The 15551-nt window shown below is 73.1% G+C and carries 15 protein-coding genes and 1 pseudogene; 15 read left to right on the top strand and 1 reads right to left on the bottom strand.

Features of this window, described 5'->3' with window-relative positions; translation table 11 throughout:
• Positions 1 to 201: 201 nt before the first annotated feature.
• From rimM to ACFVHV_RS39740, 14 genes and pseudogenes are all read left to right on the top strand, one after another.
• Complete coding sequence (gene rimM / locus ACFVHV_RS39805) at positions 202 to 801, top strand: ribosome maturation factor RimM (protein WP_380358240.1); 600 nt, start codon at positions 202 to 204, stop codon at positions 799 to 801.
• A 131-nt stretch (positions 802 to 932) separates the two neighbouring features.
• Positions 933 to 1751, top strand: coding sequence for a tRNA (guanosine(37)-N1)-methyltransferase TrmD (trmD, locus tag ACFVHV_RS39800; RefSeq protein WP_359900684.1), 819 nt, complete (start codon positions 933 to 935; stop codon positions 1749 to 1751).
• Positions 1752 to 1905: 154 nt separating this feature from the next.
• A complete protein-coding gene (rplS, locus tag ACFVHV_RS39795) occupies positions 1906 to 2256 on the top strand; it encodes a 50S ribosomal protein L19 (protein ID WP_030306736.1) in 351 nt (116 codons plus the stop codon).
• Between the two features lie 77 nt (positions 2257 to 2333).
• Positions 2334 to 3329: a signal peptidase I gene (gene lepB / locus ACFVHV_RS39790; RefSeq protein ID WP_380358238.1), complete on the top strand. Its 996-nt coding sequence runs from the start codon at positions 2334 to 2336 to the stop codon at positions 3327 to 3329.
• 187 nt (positions 3330 to 3516) lie between these two features.
• A complete protein-coding gene (gene lepB, locus ACFVHV_RS39785; protein ID WP_380358236.1) occupies positions 3517 to 4287 on the top strand; it encodes a signal peptidase I in 771 nt (256 codons plus the stop codon).
• A gap of 242 nt (positions 4288 to 4529) precedes the next feature.
• On the top strand, positions 4530 to 5534 hold the full coding sequence (lepB, locus tag ACFVHV_RS39780; RefSeq protein WP_380358233.1) for a signal peptidase I: 1005 nt from the start codon (positions 4530 to 4532) through the stop codon (positions 5532 to 5534).
• A 160-nt stretch (positions 5535 to 5694) separates the two neighbouring features.
• Complete coding sequence (lepB, locus tag ACFVHV_RS39775; protein WP_359900606.1) at positions 5695 to 6447, top strand: signal peptidase I; 753 nt, start codon at positions 5695 to 5697, stop codon at positions 6445 to 6447.
• A 112-nt stretch (positions 6448 to 6559) separates the two neighbouring features.
• Entirely contained in the window at positions 6560 to 7033 is a 474-nt protein-coding gene (locus ACFVHV_RS39770; RefSeq protein ID WP_380358230.1) for an NUDIX hydrolase, read from the top strand.
• A gap of 55 nt (positions 7034 to 7088) precedes the next feature.
• Positions 7089 to 7415 (top strand): DUF2469 domain-containing protein, encoded by a 327-nt coding sequence (locus ACFVHV_RS39765; RefSeq protein ID WP_030056781.1) that lies wholly within the window; start codon positions 7089 to 7091, stop codon positions 7413 to 7415.
• A 168-nt stretch (positions 7416 to 7583) separates the two neighbouring features.
• A complete protein-coding gene (locus ACFVHV_RS39760) occupies positions 7584 to 8087 on the top strand; it encodes a YraN family protein (RefSeq protein WP_359900612.1) in 504 nt (167 codons plus the stop codon).
• Position 8088: 1 nt separating this feature from the next.
• A complete protein-coding gene (locus ACFVHV_RS39755; protein ID WP_380358227.1) occupies positions 8089 to 9867 on the top strand; it encodes a YifB family Mg chelatase-like AAA ATPase in 1779 nt (592 codons plus the stop codon).
• Positions 9864 to 11060, top strand: a complete 1197-nt coding sequence (gene dprA, locus ACFVHV_RS39750; RefSeq protein WP_380358225.1) for a DNA-processing protein DprA — start codon at positions 9864 to 9866, stop codon at positions 11058 to 11060. Before ACFVHV_RS39755 ends, dprA begins: the two co-directional genes overlap by 4 nt.
• 597 nt (positions 11061 to 11657) lie before the next feature.
• Positions 11658 to 12453: pseudogene (gene whiG / locus ACFVHV_RS39745) on the top strand (RNA polymerase sigma factor WhiG); the annotation flags it as partial.
• Between the two features lie 139 nt (positions 12454 to 12592).
• Entirely contained in the window at positions 12593 to 13183 is a 591-nt protein-coding gene (locus ACFVHV_RS39740) for a TetR/AcrR family transcriptional regulator (protein ID WP_359900692.1), read from the top strand.
• A gap of 61 nt (positions 13184 to 13244) precedes the next feature.
• Here the strand turns inward: ACFVHV_RS39740 and ACFVHV_RS39735 are convergent, their stop codons facing one another.
• On the bottom strand, positions 13245 to 13877 hold the full coding sequence (locus tag ACFVHV_RS39735; protein WP_380358222.1) for a peptidoglycan DD-metalloendopeptidase family protein: 633 nt from the start codon (positions 13875 to 13877) through the stop codon (positions 13245 to 13247).
• A gap of 764 nt (positions 13878 to 14641) precedes the next feature.
• On the opposite strand from ACFVHV_RS39735, the gene rpsB reads away from it, so the two are divergent.
• On the top strand, positions 14642 to 15514 hold the full coding sequence (rpsB, locus tag ACFVHV_RS39730) for a 30S ribosomal protein S2 (protein ID WP_359900624.1): 873 nt from the start codon (positions 14642 to 14644) through the stop codon (positions 15512 to 15514).
• The last annotated feature ends 37 nt before the right edge of the window (positions 15515 to 15551 follow it).

Genomic DNA, 15551 nt, shown 5'->3' with positions numbered 1-15551 from the left:
CCCAAATTCGTCGGCAGCGTATGTTTTTTATAAGAGACAGCGGCTGCGCGTACCGCCGACCGGGTTTGTGAGCCCGCCCGGGACGCTGGTCGTCCGGGTCGGCCTTTTCGCATTTCCCTCCGCATTTCCCTCGCATCATCGCTTCGCAGCCCGTCGCCGTCGCTTTCGTTTCGGCTCAGGAACTCCAGGAGAACGATCACCGTGCAGCTCGTCGTCGGCAGGATCGGCCGTGCCCACGGCATCAGGGGGGACGTCAGTGTCGAGGTCCGCACCGACGAGCCGGAACTCCGGCTCGGCCCCGGTGCCGTCGTGCTCACCGACCCCGCGTCGGTCGGGCCGCTGACCGTCGAGTCGGGCCGGGTGCACAGCGGCCGGCTGCTGCTGCGCTTCGCCGGCGTCAAGGACCGCAACGCGGCCGAGGCCCTCCGCGGCACCGTGCTCATCTCCGAGGTCGACCCGGAGGAGAGCCCCGAGGACCCGGAGGAGTACTACGACCACCAGCTGATCGGCCTGGACGTGGTGCTGCTGGACGGCACCCTGGTCGGCGAGCTGACCGAGGTCCTCCACCTGCCCTACCAGGACCTGCTCACGGTCGAGAAGGCCGACGGGACGGAGGTGCTGGTGCCCTTCGTCAGCCAGATCGTGCCGACCATCGATCTGGAGAACCAGCGCGCCGTGATCACCCCGCCGCCCGGGCTGATCGACCCGGAGCAGGCCGACGTCGCGGGGACCTCCTCGGCCGAGGGCGCCGAGACCGCTGAGGGTGCCGACGGCGCCGAGGGCTCGGAGGAGTCGCAGTGACCGCGGAGGAGAACACCGGGGCGGACGTTCCGGCGGCCGACGGCGCCGTGTCGAGCGGTGCGGCCACGAGCGGTGCGATCACGAGCGGCGCCGGGGCGGACGAGGCGGGGTCCGGCGGCGCGCGGAGCGGCATGCGGATCGACGTCGTCACGATCTTCCCCGAGTACCTGGAGCCGCTGGACGTCTCGCTGGTCGGCAAGGCCCGCGCCCGCGGCCAGCTGGACGTGCACGTCCACGACCTGCGCGAGTGGACCCACGACGTGCACCGCACGGTCGACGACAGCCCGTACGGCGGCGGCCCCGGCATGGTGATGAAGCCCGAGCCGTGGGGCGAGGCGCTGGACGCGGTGATCGCCGGCGGCCCCGAGGGGCAGGTGCCCACCCTGATCGTCCCGACGCCGAGCGGGCGACCGTTCACCCAGGAGCTCGCCCAGGAACTGGCCGGGCGCCCGTGGCTGGCCTTCACCCCCGCCCGGTACGAGGGCATCGACCGCCGGGTGATCGAGGAAGCGGCCACCCGGATGCCGGTGGTCGAGGCCTCGATCGGCGACTACGTGCTGGCCGGCGGCGAGGTCGCCGTGCTGGTGATGGTCGAGGCGATCGCCCGGCTGCTGCCGGGGGTGCTCGGCAACGCCGAGTCCCACCGCGACGACTCCTTCGCGCCGGGCGCGATGGCCGACCTGCTGGAGGGCCCGGTCTACACCAAGCCCGCCGAGTGGCGCGGCCGGACGGTGCCGGACGTGCTGCTCAGCGGCAACCACGGCAGGATCGCCCGCTGGCGCCGCGAGCAGGCCTTCGCCCGGACCCTGGCGAACCGGCCCGACCTGGTCGAGCGCTGGCAGTACGGAGCCTTCGACAAGAAGGAGCGGGAGGCGCTGAGCATCCTCGGCCTGGCCTGGGACGAGCGGCTCGGCCGATTTCGGTCCGTGGCCGGTGATGTGGAAGAATAGGCGGCTGTTGTCTGTCGCTGGTTCCCTTCCGTAGGGGACACGTGGACCGGCGCCCTCGCCACGGGGGGATCGTCGTCAGCCGATGCGGCCCGCAGCAAACCCCATTGTGACGATTTTCCGTGGGCGGCCCGTGGCGCCTGCGATGGAGAGCAACATGAGCAACAAGCTCGCTGCTGTCGACGCGGCCTCGCTGCGTAGCGACATTCCGGCCTTCCGCGCCGGTGACACCCTGAAGGTTCACGTCCGGGTCATCGAGGGCAACCGCTCCCGTGTCCAGGTCTTCCAGGGCGTCGTCATCCGCCGCCACGGCGCCGGTATCGGTGAGACCTTCACCGTCCGCAAGGTCAGCTTCAACGTCGGCGTGGAGCGCACCTTCCCGGTGCACACCCCGGTCGTCGAGAAGATCGAGGTCGTGACCCGCGGTGCGGTTCGCCGCGCCAAGCTGTACTACCTGCGTGACCTCCGCGGCAAGGCCGCGAAGATCAAGGAGAAGCGCGACCGCTGATCCACCGGCCCCCGGCCTCGCCGGGGATCGGAACGCTCCGAGGGGGGCGAACGACCGCAAGGTAAGCTCACCCCCCGATGAGCACGCACGAACCACCCGCGGACCGCGACGGCAGTCCCGCACCCACCGGTGCGGACTCGCTGTCGCGGTCCGCGGTCGTTTCCGGGAGCGGTTCCGCCGGGGTCGACGACGGGGGCGCCGCGGCGGATGGTGTCGACGGCCCGGAGGCTGTCGCGGGCCCGGTGGCCACCGACAGGCCGGCGGCCACCGGCGGGCCGGAGCATGCCGAGGTACCGGAGCGCACTGAGGTACCGGAGCAGGCCGAGGGCCCTGAACGCGTCGGGGAGCGGACGGGCGGCTGCGGAGACGACGGCCCGGAGCAGGACGATGAGCCGGGGCACTCGCGTTCGCGCGACCTGCTGTTGGTGGCCGGGATCTGCCTGACAGCCCTGCTGCTGGTGAACGCCTTCGTCGCGCGTCCGTTCTCGGTGCCCTCCGGGTCGATGGAGGAGACCCTGCGCCCGGGCGACCGGCTGGTCGCGAACCAGCTCGCCTACGCCTTCGGCGGCCACCCCCGGCGGGGCGACGTCGTGGTCTTCGACGGGACGGGCTCCTTCCTCCGGGAGTCGGCGAAGCCGCCCGGCTTCTGGGACGGCCTGCGATCGTTCGCCCAGGACCTCGGTCTGGCCCCGGCCGGGAACACCGTCTACGTCAAGCGCGTGATCGGCGTCGGCGGGGACCGGGTGACCAGCACCGGCCCGGGCGCGCCGATCACCGTCAACGGCGTGCCGATCGACGAGACCTCCTACCTGTCCCCGGGCGACGACCCGTCGAGCGTGGCCTTCGACGTCGTCGTGCCCGCTGGCAAGCTGTGGGTGATGGGTGACCACCGCAGCGCCTCCCGGGACTCCCGCGACCACCTCGGCGAGCCCGGCGGCGGCTTCGTGCCCGAGGCGAAGGTGATCGGCAGGGCGGACTGGGTGGTCTACCCGTTCTCGCGCTGGACCGGCCTGGACCGGCCCGCGGCCCTCGCCCCGACTGCGGGGACGGGTGGTCATGGGGACCAGGGGTAGGGGACGGCTCGCCGACCGTCCGGCCGCCGGGGGAGCGGCGACCGCGGGACCGGGGCAGGACGGCGGCGCCGGCTCGGGGCCGACCGGTGCCCCGCCGACCAGTGCCCCGCCGCCGCGCGGCCGGGCCGAGCGCCGTCGCAGTGCCCGCAAGGCGGCCGGTCGGCGCAAGCGCTCGCTGGTGCGCGAGGTGCCGCTGATCGTCCTGGTGGCCCTGCTGGTGGCGCTGGTGATGAAGACCTTCCTGATCCAGGTGTTCGTGATCCCCTCGGGCTCGATGGAGCAGACCATCCAGATCGGGGACCGGGTACTGGTCGACAAGCTGACCCCCTGGTTCGGCAGTGAGCCGCAGCGCGGCGACATCGTGGTGTTCAAGGACCCGGGCGGCTGGCTGGAGCGCGACCGGAAGCCGTCCGGCGACGGCCCGGTGCTGGGCGGGGCCAAACAGGTGCTGACCTTCGTCGGACTGCTGCCCTCCGACAACGAGCAGGACCTGATCAAGCGGGTGATCGGCGTCGGCGGGGACACCGTCGAGTGCTGCGACGCACAGGGGCGCCTCAGCGTCAACGGTCGTCCGGTGGAGGAGTCCTACCTCGCGCCCGGCAACCCGCCGTCCCGGCAGACCTTCAAGGTGCAGGTGCCACAGGGACGGCTGTGGGTCATGGGCGACCATCGGGACGTCTCTGCCGACTCCCGTTTCCACATGGGCAATCCGGGCCAGGGAACGGTCCCGTTGAGCGACGTGGTCGGCCGCGCGTTCGTGATCGCCTGGCCGCTGGACCGCTTCCATCAACTCGATGCGCCAGGTTCACTCTCCTCTCTCGCCCGGATGCCGCAGGCCGGCGGAACTGCCGCGGAGTCGGTGGGCGTTGGGCCGGTTCCTGTGGAACCCCCGCTCGTTATGGGTGTGTTGGGCATCCTTCCGTTCGTCGCGCGCAGGTCGGGGCGGCCTCCGGAGTGAGCAGCGCCGGCCGTCGACCGGACGGGCCTCGCGTGTGGGACCGCGAGCCGGATGCCTGGGAGTGATAGAGAAGTGCAGGTGCGGCCGGGAGTGGTCCCGGCCGTGTGCCGAGGCCGTGCTGGTGTCGGGGGAGTCCGCGGTGGGCAGCCCTGAGGCGTTCATGGTCGTGGTGAGCGTGGTGCCCGCTGTGCGGCACTCTGAGCGCGGGCGCGCGGGCGTCCGCACAGCAGGGAGGAGACGTTGTGGGGGATTTGGTGATCGGCGCCCGATCAGGCGCCGGAGAGCCCGAGGGCCCAGGTCGTCGGGCGGACCGGTCCGCCGAGTCCGCGGCCTCCTCGGCCTCGGTCGAGGACGCGGCGGCGCAGACCGCTGACGGGCAGGGTGCCGGCTCGGAGGACTCCCCGGACTCCTCGCACGCGGGGGCCGAGCCCGCGGACGGATCGGAGTCGGAGGCTCCCTCCAAGCCGCGCAAGCCGCGTTCGTTCTGGAAGGAACTGCCGATCCTGGTCGGCATCGCGCTGATCCTCGCGCTGGTGATCAAGACGTTCTTCGTCCAGGCGTTCTCCATTCCGTCGGAATCGATGCAGAACACGCTGCAGGTCGGCGACCGCGTCCTGGTGGACAAGCTGACCCCGTGGTTCGGGGCCGAGCCCGAGCGCGGTGAGGTCGTGGTGTTCCACGACCCGGGCGGCTGGCTGAGCGACGAGCCGGCCCAGCAGAGCAGCAACGCCTTCCTCCGGGGTGTGCAGGACGTGCTCAGCTTCGTCGGTCTGATGCCCTCCGCCAACGAGAAGGACCTGATCAAGCGGGTCATCGCGGTCGGCGGGGACACCGTCGAGTGCGAGGGCGAGGGGCCGGTCAAGGTCAACGGCGTCGCCCTCAACGAGCCGTACGTCTACCAGGGCAACACCCCCTGCGGTGACCACCCCTTCGGCCCGGTCAAGGTGCCCAAGGACCGGATCTGGGTGATGGGTGACCACCGCGCCAACTCGCTGGACTCCCGTTTCCACATGGACCAGCCGGGTGGCGGCACCGTCCCGGTGGACAACGTGATCGGGCGCGCGTTCGTGGTGGCCTGGCCGATCAGCCACTGGTCCACGCTGCCGGTGCCGGACACCTTCGACCAGAAGGGCCTGGCGGCGGCCACGCCGCTGGCGCCCCCCGTGGCCGGTGCGGTGGGGGCCGTGGCCCTGCTCCCGCTGGTCCGTCGGGTGCGGGGCCGGGCGGAGCACCGCAAGGAGTCCTGAGCTCCACCGGATCGTGTTCCGCCGGCTTGGCCCCGGCTCTTGCGCGGGCCGTGGTACCGACGAGTAATCTGCTCGGACGTGCCACGGCCCGTCGGCTTTTCCGCCCGTGCCTCCGGCGTGCCAGTGGTGTTCTCCGGTCGGCCAGAGGTGGACGGTGTCGATGAGCAGTGTCGTGGAGCAGACGGTCGACCGCCCTCCGGTACCCGCCCGTGGGCGCCGCGGGGCCGCCGCGGTGCTCCAGGGCGTCGCCCTGGCGCTGGGGCTGGTGCTGATGGTCGGCGGCTTCGCCCTGATCGCGATCGACTACCGGCCGTACAAGATCCCCACCGCCTCGATGCACCCGACCCTGCGCGCCGGGGACACCGTGCTCGCCCGCAAGGTCGGCGGCGGCGACATCGGGCGGGGCGACGTGGTGGTCTTCCGGGACCAGGCCTGGGGCGGTGAGCTCATGGTCAAGCGGGTGGTCGCGGTCGGCGGGGACACCGTCGCGACCACCGGGGCCGATTACCGGCTGACGGTCAACGGGCAGCCGGTGGACGAGCCCTACCTCGCGACACAGGGCCGCCAGGGCGCTTCGTTCAGCGTGACGGTGCCGCAGGGCCGGCTGTTCCTGCTCGGCGACAACCGGATGGGCTCGCTCGACTCCCGCACCCACCTGGAGGTCGACGACGGGACCGTCCCGGCCGAGGCCGTCGAGGCCAGGGTCGAGGCCACGGTGCTGCCCTTCGGCCGCATGGGCCTGCTCGACCGGGTCACGGACTTCGACGGCTTCGCGGGCCCGAAGGCCTCGCAGCCGGGGCCGCTGGGGCCCCTCGCCGCCGCCGCCGTTGCGGGCGCGGCGCTGATCCTCGTGACCTCGGTGGTGGGCGGGGTGGCGGGTCTGGCCCGCCGGCTCCGGGGGCGCGGCGCCTGAGCGGGACCGTCGCCCGGCGGGCCGCTCTGCCGAACATCGCCCCGGACGGCCGCGTCGGGTGGCAGGATCGGTAGCGCCACCGATGCGGACGGAAGGAGCGTGGAGCGCTGCCATGACAGCACGGCGCCGCAGGGCGGCGCGGATCCTGCTGCTGGACGGGCTGGACCGCATCCTCCTCTTCCTGGGGGCCGATCCGGCCACCCCGGGCGAGACGTGGTGGTTCACGCCCGGAGGCGGCTTGGAGCCGGGGGAGGACGTGCGCGGGGCCGCCGAGCGGGAGCTCGCCGAGGAGACCGGCTTGCGGGGTGTGGACCTGGGGCCCTTGGTGGCGTACGGCACGGTGTCGTTCTCCTTTCAGGGACAGCGCTACGAGCAGGAGCAGTGGTTCCACTTGGCCCGGACCACGGAGACGGGGCTGGACCACTCGGGCATGGGCGCCGACGAGCACGCCCAGTTGCTCGCGGCGCGCTGGTGGACGGTCGAGGAACTGAGGGGGACCGCCGAGACGGTCTATCCGCCCGGTCTGGCGGACTTCCTGGAGCGGCTGCTGGTCGAGGGCCCGCCGGTGGATCCGGTACGGCTCTGACCGTGGGTGCGGTGGTCCACAATGGGTGGACGTGACAATTTGAGGGGACGCCTGGATGAGTGCCGAAGATCTCGAGAAGTACGAGACCGAGATGGAGCTCAAGCTCTACCGGGAGTACCGGGACGTCGTCGGCCTGTTCAAGTACGTGATCGAGACCGAGCGACGGTTCTACCTCACCAACGACTACGAGCTGCAGGTGCACTCGGTCCAGGGCGAGGTGTTCTTCGAGGTGTCGATGGCGGATGCGTGGGTCTGGGACATGTACCGGCCGGCCCGGTTCGTCCGCAAGGTCCGGGTGCTGACCTTCAAGGACGTGAACATCGAGGAACTCGCGAAGAGCGACCTGGAGCTGCCCTCGGACGAGTCCGGCTTCGGGAACTGACGTTGAACGACTCCGTCCCGCGTTGTCCAGCCGATTTCGGGAGGAACGGGGCTTCTCACTCCTGCGGGTGACAAAAGTTGTCCACAGGCCCGGGTTATCCACAGGGGCAGGGAATTCCCGGGCCCCGGCGCGCGCCATGGTGCAGCCTCCTCGGCGGAGGTGGTCACCATGCAGCAGACCGTCGTGCAGGACCAGGCCGTACCGGACACGGCCGCAGCCGGGAAGGCCCCGCGGGCGATCCCGGAGCGCAGCACCAAGAACGGGCTCGGCCGCTACGGGGAGCGGGTCGCCGCCCGCCGCCTCACCGAGGCCGGGCTCCGCATCCTGGACCGCAACTGGCGTTGCGTCGAGGGCGAGCTGGACATCGTCGCCCTCGACGGCGACACCGTGGCGGTCTGCGAGGTGAAGACCCGCTCCGAGCGGGGGTTCCAGCAGCCCACCGAGGCCATCGACCGGGCCAAGGCGGCCCGACTGCAGCGCCTGGCCGAGCGCTGGATGGCCGAGCGCTGGCCCGGTCACTTCGCGGAGTTGGCCGGGCCCGGCTACGACCCGGGGCCCACCGATCCGCAATGGCCGCCCGCCCCACCGGGCGGGGTGCGGATCGACCTGGTCGCGGTGGTCAACCGGGCGCGGGGTGCGGCCCTGGTCGACCACCTGCGGGGGGTGGTCTGAGATGGCCTTCGCCCGTACCTGTTCCGTCGCGCTGGTCGGCGTCGACGGAGTGATCGTCGAGGTCCAGGCCGATCTGGAGCCCGGGGTGGCGGCGTTCACCCTGGTCGGCCTGCCCGACAAGGCGCTCACCGAGGCCCGCGACCGGGTCCGTGCCGCGGTCGTGAACAGCGGCGAGGCCTGGCCGCAGCGCAAGCTGACGGTAGGCCTCAGCCCCGCCTCGGTGCCCAAGAGCGGCAGCGGCTTCGACCTCGCGGTCGCCTGCGCCGTGCTGGCCGCCGCGGAACGGCTCGACCCCGCCGCCATCGCCGACCTGCTGATCATCGGCGAGCTGGGGCTGGACGGCCGGGTGCGGCCGGTCAGGGGGGTGCTGCCGTCGGTGCTGGCCGCCGCCGACGCCGGGTACGAGCGGGTCGTGGTCGCCGAGCAGACCGCGCCCGAGGCCTCGCTCGTTCCCGGGGTGACGGTGATCGGCGTCCGCAGCCTGCGCCAGCTCGTCGCCACCCTGACCGGCGCGGAGGCACCGGAGGAGCCGCCCGACCCGATCGGCGGCCGGCCGGATCCGCTGATGGCCGGTCTGATGCTGCCCAGCGCGGGGGTGCGGGGCCTGCCCGACGACCGGGCGGCCCGGCTCGACATGGCCGATGTGGCCGGCCAGTACGAGGCCCGGCGGGCCCTGGAGATCGCCGCCGCCGGAGGCCACCACCTCTACTTGAAGGGCCCACCGGGGGCGGGCAAGACGATGCTGGCGGAGCGGCTGCCCTCGCTGCTTCCGCCGCTGACCCAGAAGGAGGCACTGGAGGTCACCGCCGTCCACTCGGTGGCCGGGCTGCTCCCGGCCGGGCGTCCACTGATCGACACCGCGCCCTACTGCGCTCCGCACCACTCCACGACGATGCCGGCCATCGTCGGCGGCGGCAGCGGTCTGCCGAGACCGGGGGCGGTCTCGCTGGCCCACCGGGGCGTGCTCTTCCTGGACGAGGCGCCGGAGTTCCCGGTCCGGGTGCTCGACGCGCTGCGCCAGCCGCTGGAAGCGGGCGAGGTGGTGATCGCCCGCTCGGCCGGCTCGTTGCGGCTCCCGGCCCGCTTCCTGCTCTGCCTGGCGGCCAACCCCTGTCCGTGCGGCCGGTACTCGCGGCGGGGCGAGGGCTGCGAGTGCACCCCGGCCATGGTCAGCCGCTATCAGGGGCGGCTCTCCGGGCCGCTGCTGGACCGGGTCGACCTCCAGGTCCAGGTGGCCCCGGTGACCAGGGTCGAGCTCATGGAACGGGACACCACGGCGGAGACCACCGAGACCGTCGCGGCCAGAGTGCTGGCCGCGCGTGAGCGGGCGGCGGCCCGGTTGGCGGACACCCCGTGGCGGACCAACGCGGAGGTGCCGGGCCACGAACTGCGCACCCGCTGGCAGCTCGGGCCCGGCGCGCTCAACGACGCCGCGCGGCAGTTGGAGCGGGGGCTGCTGACCGCCCGGGGCCTGGACCGGGTGCTCCGGGTCGCCTGGACGGTCGCCGACCTCGCCGGACGCGACCGGCCGGACCAGCGGGACGTGCGCACCGCGCTGGTCCTGCGCACCGGGGTGGAGCACGGACTCCCGCTGGCCGAGCGGGTCCTCGGCCGGCTCGGCGGAATCCCGGCGCAGCGCGACAGTCCGGAGGACGGCTGGTCCGCGACGCCCAGGACACCCGCGACGCCCAGGACACCCGCGACGCCCAGGACACCCGCGACGCCCAGGACGCCCGGGGCGCCCGACGACCGTTCGCGGAACCAGAAGGGTGAGGCATGAACCAGCTGCTGAGGCAACCTCGAATTCCCGGCGCGGCCGGGGCCGGGGCCGGTACCGCGACCAACGACGGGCCCGAGCCCGAGCGCCTCGCCCGGGTGCTGATCGGCCGGCTCAGCGAACCGGGGGACGCGGTGGTCGGCCGGTGGCTCGGCCAACTCTCCGCCGTCGACGTGGTCAAGGCGATCCGGGACGGGACGGTGCCCGACCATCCCGGACTGGACGCCACCCGACTGGCCGGGTACCAGGCGCGGCTCCCGGGCCTGGACCCGGAGATGGACCTGAAACGGGTACGGGACGTCGGTGGACGGTTCATCATTCCGGGGGACACCGAGTGGCCCAGCCAACTCGACGACCTGGGTGACGGACGTCCGGTCGGGCTCTGGGTGGCGGGTACCGGCTCGCTGCGGCTGCTCGCGCTCCGCTCGGTCGCGCTGGTGGGCTCCCGCGCCTGCACCGCCTACGGCGCCCACGTCGCGGGGGAGCTGTCGGCCCAACTGGCCGAGCGCGGCTGGATGGTGGTCTCCGGAGCGGCCTACGGGATCGACGCGGCCGCACACCGCGGGGCACTCGCGGTCGGCGGAATGACCGCCGCCGTGCTCGCCTGCGGCGTCGACGTGGCCTACCCCAAGGGCAATGCCGAACTGATCCGGCGGATCGGCGTCCAGGGTCTGCTGGTCAGTGAACTCCCGCCCGGGGAGCACCCGAATCGCTTCCGCTTCGTCCTGCGCAACAGGGTCATCGCGGCGCTCACCCGGGGAACGGTGGTGGTCGAGGCGGCGGTGCGCAGCGGCGCCCTGAGCACGGCCAGACGGGCGCGGGACCTCAACCGTCACACCATGGGCGTCGCGGGCCCGGTGACCTCGGCCTTCTCCGCCGGGGTGCACGCCCTGATCCGCAGCGGAGCCGCCGTCCTGGTCACCGACGCGGCCGAGATCACCGAGCTGATCGGGGCGATCGGGGACGACCTGGCACCGCAGCGCAGCGGTCCGGTGCTCCCGCGCGACCTGCTGGAGCCGGCGGTCGCCCGGGTGCTGGAAGCCGTACCGGCGACGCCGGAGGGCGCCCCGGTCGAGCGACTGGCCCGGCAGTCCGGTCTCCCGCCGGACGAAGTCCTTCAACGGCTCTACGAGTTGGGCTCGCTCGGCTACGTGGAGCGGCACGGCGCGCACTGGCGCGTGGTGCGCAGGAGGTGATCGCCGGAACGGAGAACGCGCTCGCGTCGAGGGAACGCACGTCGGAGCCGCCCTGCTGACCTGCCGATCCGTTCTCCTGTTCGTCGCCCGGATCCGATGTGCGAGCGCCACCGGATCGGGGGACGACCGAGTGGCGGTAGCGCTTTGCAGTGAGTTGGTCACGCTACGCTCCACATGCCTTCCCTATCAGCACATGACTCGGCAGAACGGCGCAGACCAACGCATGCCCACACACATTCCCGGACACAGAGTGACCGGTGGCGCTCGGTCCTCGGGAGGGCCGCGGACCGAGAGGCGCCCCGTGCCCGACTTCCCGGCCAGGTCGGCGGGGGCGATGGGAGGCCTGTCGCGCCAGGGCGGGCGGCCGGCGGTGGCGCCCCAGCCTACGGACGCGGCCCGGGGTGCCGAGCCGCTCCAGGGCGCGGACGCGGCAGGCTCCGCCGGCGCGCCCGCCGGTGCACCCGCCGGGGTGCCCCCCGGCGCGGGAGTGGCCGGTGCGCCCCGGTCGCCCGGGAGTGCGTCGGGCAGCAGCGCCGCCTCCCCGGCCCTCGCCTCGCCGGTGTCGCCGCCCCGCCGGGAGAGGACGGCGAACGGAGGCCAGGGGCAGGACGCCCGGGGGGCCGCGACCCAGGGCCGCACCGCGCTCGAGGAACTCTGGCGCTCCTACAAGGAGAGCGGGGACCAGCGGCTGCGCGAGCAGCTGATCCTGCACTACTCACCGCTCGTCAAGTACGTGGCGGGGCGGGTCGGGGTCGGTCTGCCCTCCAACGTGGAACAGGCGGACTTCGTCTCCTCGGGGGTCTTCGGGCTGATCGACGCGATCGAGAAGTTCGACATCGGCCGCGCCATCAAGTTCGAGACCTATGCGATCAGCCGCATCCGCGGCGCGATCATCGACGAGCTGCGTGCCCTGGACTGGATTCCGCGCTCGGTACGGCAGAAGGCGAAGGCGGTCGAGCGGACGTACGCGACGCTGGAGGCCCGGCTGCGCCGGACGCCGCACGAGCCGGAGGTCGCGGCCGAGATGGGCATCGCGATCGAGGACCTGCACGCCATCTTCAGCCAGCTGTCGCTGGCCAACGTGGTGGCGCTGGACGAACTGCTGCACCCGGTGGGGGAGGGCGGCGACCGGCTGAGCCTGATGGACACCCTGGAGGACCACGGCGCGGACAACCCGGTCGAGGTGGCCGAGGACCGCGAACTGCGCAGGCTGCTGGCCCAGGCGGTCAACACCCTCCCCGAGCGGGAGAAGACGGTGGTGACGCTCTACTACTACGAGGGCCTCACCCTCGCCGAGATCGGACAGGTGCTGGGGGTGACGGAGAGCCGGGTGAGCCAGATCCACACCAAGTCCGTCCTCCAGCTGCGCGCCAAGCTGTCGGACATCCGATAGGGCGTCGGCCCCCGGGCGTCGACACCTGGCCGCCGGAAGCCGCTCGTGGGGCCCGGGCATCTTCCCGATGCGCGGCGCCGTACCGGCCGGAGGTATGGCTCCGTAGAGTGGGAGCGTGCCGAAGATCCGAGCGGCCACGGTGGCCGAGCATCGCCAGCTCCAGCGCGCAGCGCTTCTCGATGCTGCCCGCATCCTGCTCACCGAGGGTGGCATGGAGGCCCTGACCTTCCCCGCACTCGCGACGCGCACCGGGCTGGCGCGCTCCTCGGTCTACGAGTACTTCCGCTCCCGCGCCGCCGTGGTCGAGGCGCTCTGCGAGGTGGACCTCCCGCTCTGGGCAGCCGAGATCGAGGCCGGGATGGAGAGCTGCGACACCGCCGTCGAGCGGATCGAGGCCTACGTCCGCGGCCAGCTGGCGCTGGCCGCCGACCCCCGGCACCGGGCGGTGGTGGCGATCTCGGCACTGGAGCTCGACGAGGCCGCGCGCGAGCGGATCAGGGCCGCGCACGGCAGGCTGGCCGGTCTGGTCGGCCGGACACTGGAGGACCTCGGCCACGCGCAGCCCCGGCTCGCCGCGGCCCTGGTCCAGGGCGTCGTGGAGGCGGCGACCCGCAGGGCCGAGCAGGCCACGGCCGGAGGCCGCACCGGCTGTGCGACCGAGAGCCCCGAGGAGATCGCCGACGCCGCCGTCGCGATGGTGCTGCACGGACTCGTCCACCCCGGAACCTGAACCTGAACCTGGCCCGGTCCCGAGTCTGACCTCGGCCCCGGTCCTGACCTCGGCTCCGGTCCTACCCGTCCGTGCCTCTCAACGGCAGCAGTCGCGCCGTTCCCGCGCCGAACAGGGCCAGCGGGTCCAGGTAGCGGCTTCCGCGCAGCAGCCCCCAGTGCAGGCAGTCCCGCCCGGCGCAGTGGCGCCCGTCCGGGGCGAGCAGCCCGATCGGCTGTCCGGCGGCCACCGGGGTGCCGACCGGGACGGTGCCGGCAACGGGCAGGTAGGTGGTCCGCAGCGGGGGAGAGCCCGAACCGGGATGGGCGACGGTCACCACCGGCCGCCCTGCCACCAGCCCGGAGAAGGCGACCACTCCGGGAGCCGCCGTCCGGACCTCCACCCCCGGCTCGGCGGCGAGGTCCACGCCCCGGTGCCCGGCGGCCCAGACCTTCGCCGGCGGCTCGAAGCGGCCCAGCACCCCGCCCGGCCCGCCCACCGGCCAGGCGCGCGCTCCACCCCACCCGGCCCCGCCACCCGAGCCCGGAAGGTCGGCCGCACCCGTGCGTCCCGACGCCCCGACGGCGCCCGAAGCCCCCGAGACGCCGACGGCGCCAAAAGCCCCCGACGGCCCGAGCGCGAGCACGACCACGAGCACCACCGTCATCACCTTCACCACCACGGACACCCCGCCGAACCACCCGCGACCAGTCATGCCCGCAGGCTCGCCGCCCGGTGTCCCCAGCACCACCCGCAATCGGATTCCTGTGGACAAACCGTCCTCGCGCCCGACCGCCATCCCCCTGACGGGTGTACGAACGCCACCATCCGGTGTACAAGCGGCCCGCCGCCGACGGACCGCGTGCCGGCCGCCGCCGGACCCGAGCCCGCACCCGCCCCCGGGCCCGCCGCCCCCGAGCCCGCACCCGCCATCGCACCCGCCCCCGCTCGCACCCCCCGCCCCCCGCTCGCACCCCACCCCCGCGCCCTGCCGCACGCCCACCCCCGGCTCCGCTCCCGCAGCGGCCCGGGGGCCCCGGCCCGGCCCCGCACCGACCCCGCCGGACCCCCACCGGGACCCCGCCGGACCCCCACCGGGACCCCGCCGAAACCCGCCCACCCCGGCCGTTCTCCGGGCTCCCCCCAGGTCTTCGGCGGGCCCCCGGCCACTCGTGGAGTCGCTCGCGCCTCGGCGCTTCCCGTACACTTCACACGCGACCCGGTCCGCCGGGTCGACTTCGCACGCCCCGCCACCGGCGGTCGGACGCGGTTCGTCCGCAGCCCCGCCAGGTGCGAGTGCCGCTCGGTCCGCCGAGCTCGACCGGCCCCCGGGCCGGGAGGGTTCAAGCGGCTCGGCACGTTCGGGGCGTCAGGCGTGGCTGTCACCTGGCCGCCACGGACAAACCGAGCCTGACCCGGCTGTGGGCGATCGCTGCGAGGCAGTGCCGCCGCCGGGCCGTAACACCAAGGAGCACGGCAATGGCCGTCGTCACGATGCGGGAGCTGCTGGAGAGCGGCGTCCACTTCGGTCACCAGACCCGCCGCTGGAACCCGAAGATGAAGCGCTTCATCATCACCGAGCGCAACGGCATCTACATCATCGACCTCCTGCAGTCGCTGAACTACATCGACCGCGCCTTCGAGTTCATCAAGGAGACCGTTGCCCACGGCGGCAGCGTCCTCTTCGTCGGCACGAAGAAGCAGGCCCAGGAGGCCATCGCCGAGCAGGCCACCCGCGTGGGCATGCCCTACGTGAACCAGCGCTGGCTCGGCGGCATGCTGACCAACTTCTCGACCGTCTACAAGCGCCTCCAGCGCCTGAAGGAGCTCGGCGAGCTGGACTTCTCGGACGTGGCCGGTTCCGGCCTGACCAAGAAGGAGCTCCTGGTCCTCCAGCGCGAGCACGACAAGCTGGAGAAGACCCTCGGCGGTATCCGCGACATGCAGCGCGTTCCCAGCGCCGTCTGGATCGTGGACACCAAGAAGGAGCACATCGCGGTCGGCGAGGCCCGGAAGCTCAACATCCCGGTCGTCGCCATCCTCGACACCAACTGTGACCCGGACGAGGTCGACTACAAGATCCCGGGCAACGACGACGCGATCCGCTCCGTCACCCTGCTGACCCGCGTGATCGCCGACGCCGTGGCCGAGGGCCTCAAGTCCCGCGCCGGTGTCGCCAAGGGCGACGCCAAGGCCGAGCCGGGTGCCGACCAGCCGCTGGCCGCCTGGGAGAAGGACCTCATCGAGGGCGAGAAGAAGGCCGAGGAGGCCCCCGCCGCCGCCGAGGCCCCCGCCGCCGAGGCGCCCGCCGAGGAGGCCCCCGCGGCCGAGGCGCCGGCCGAGCAGGCCTGACGTACCAAGGGTGAGGGGCACCCGCCGGTACGAAGCT

This window comes from Kitasatospora sp. NPDC127116 (assembly GCF_042677365.1).
GTDB classification, from domain to species: Bacteria; Actinomycetota; Actinomycetes; order Streptomycetales; family Streptomycetaceae; genus Kitasatospora; species Kitasatospora lactacystinica.
This window is presented reverse-complemented; position numbering and strand designations above follow the sequence as displayed.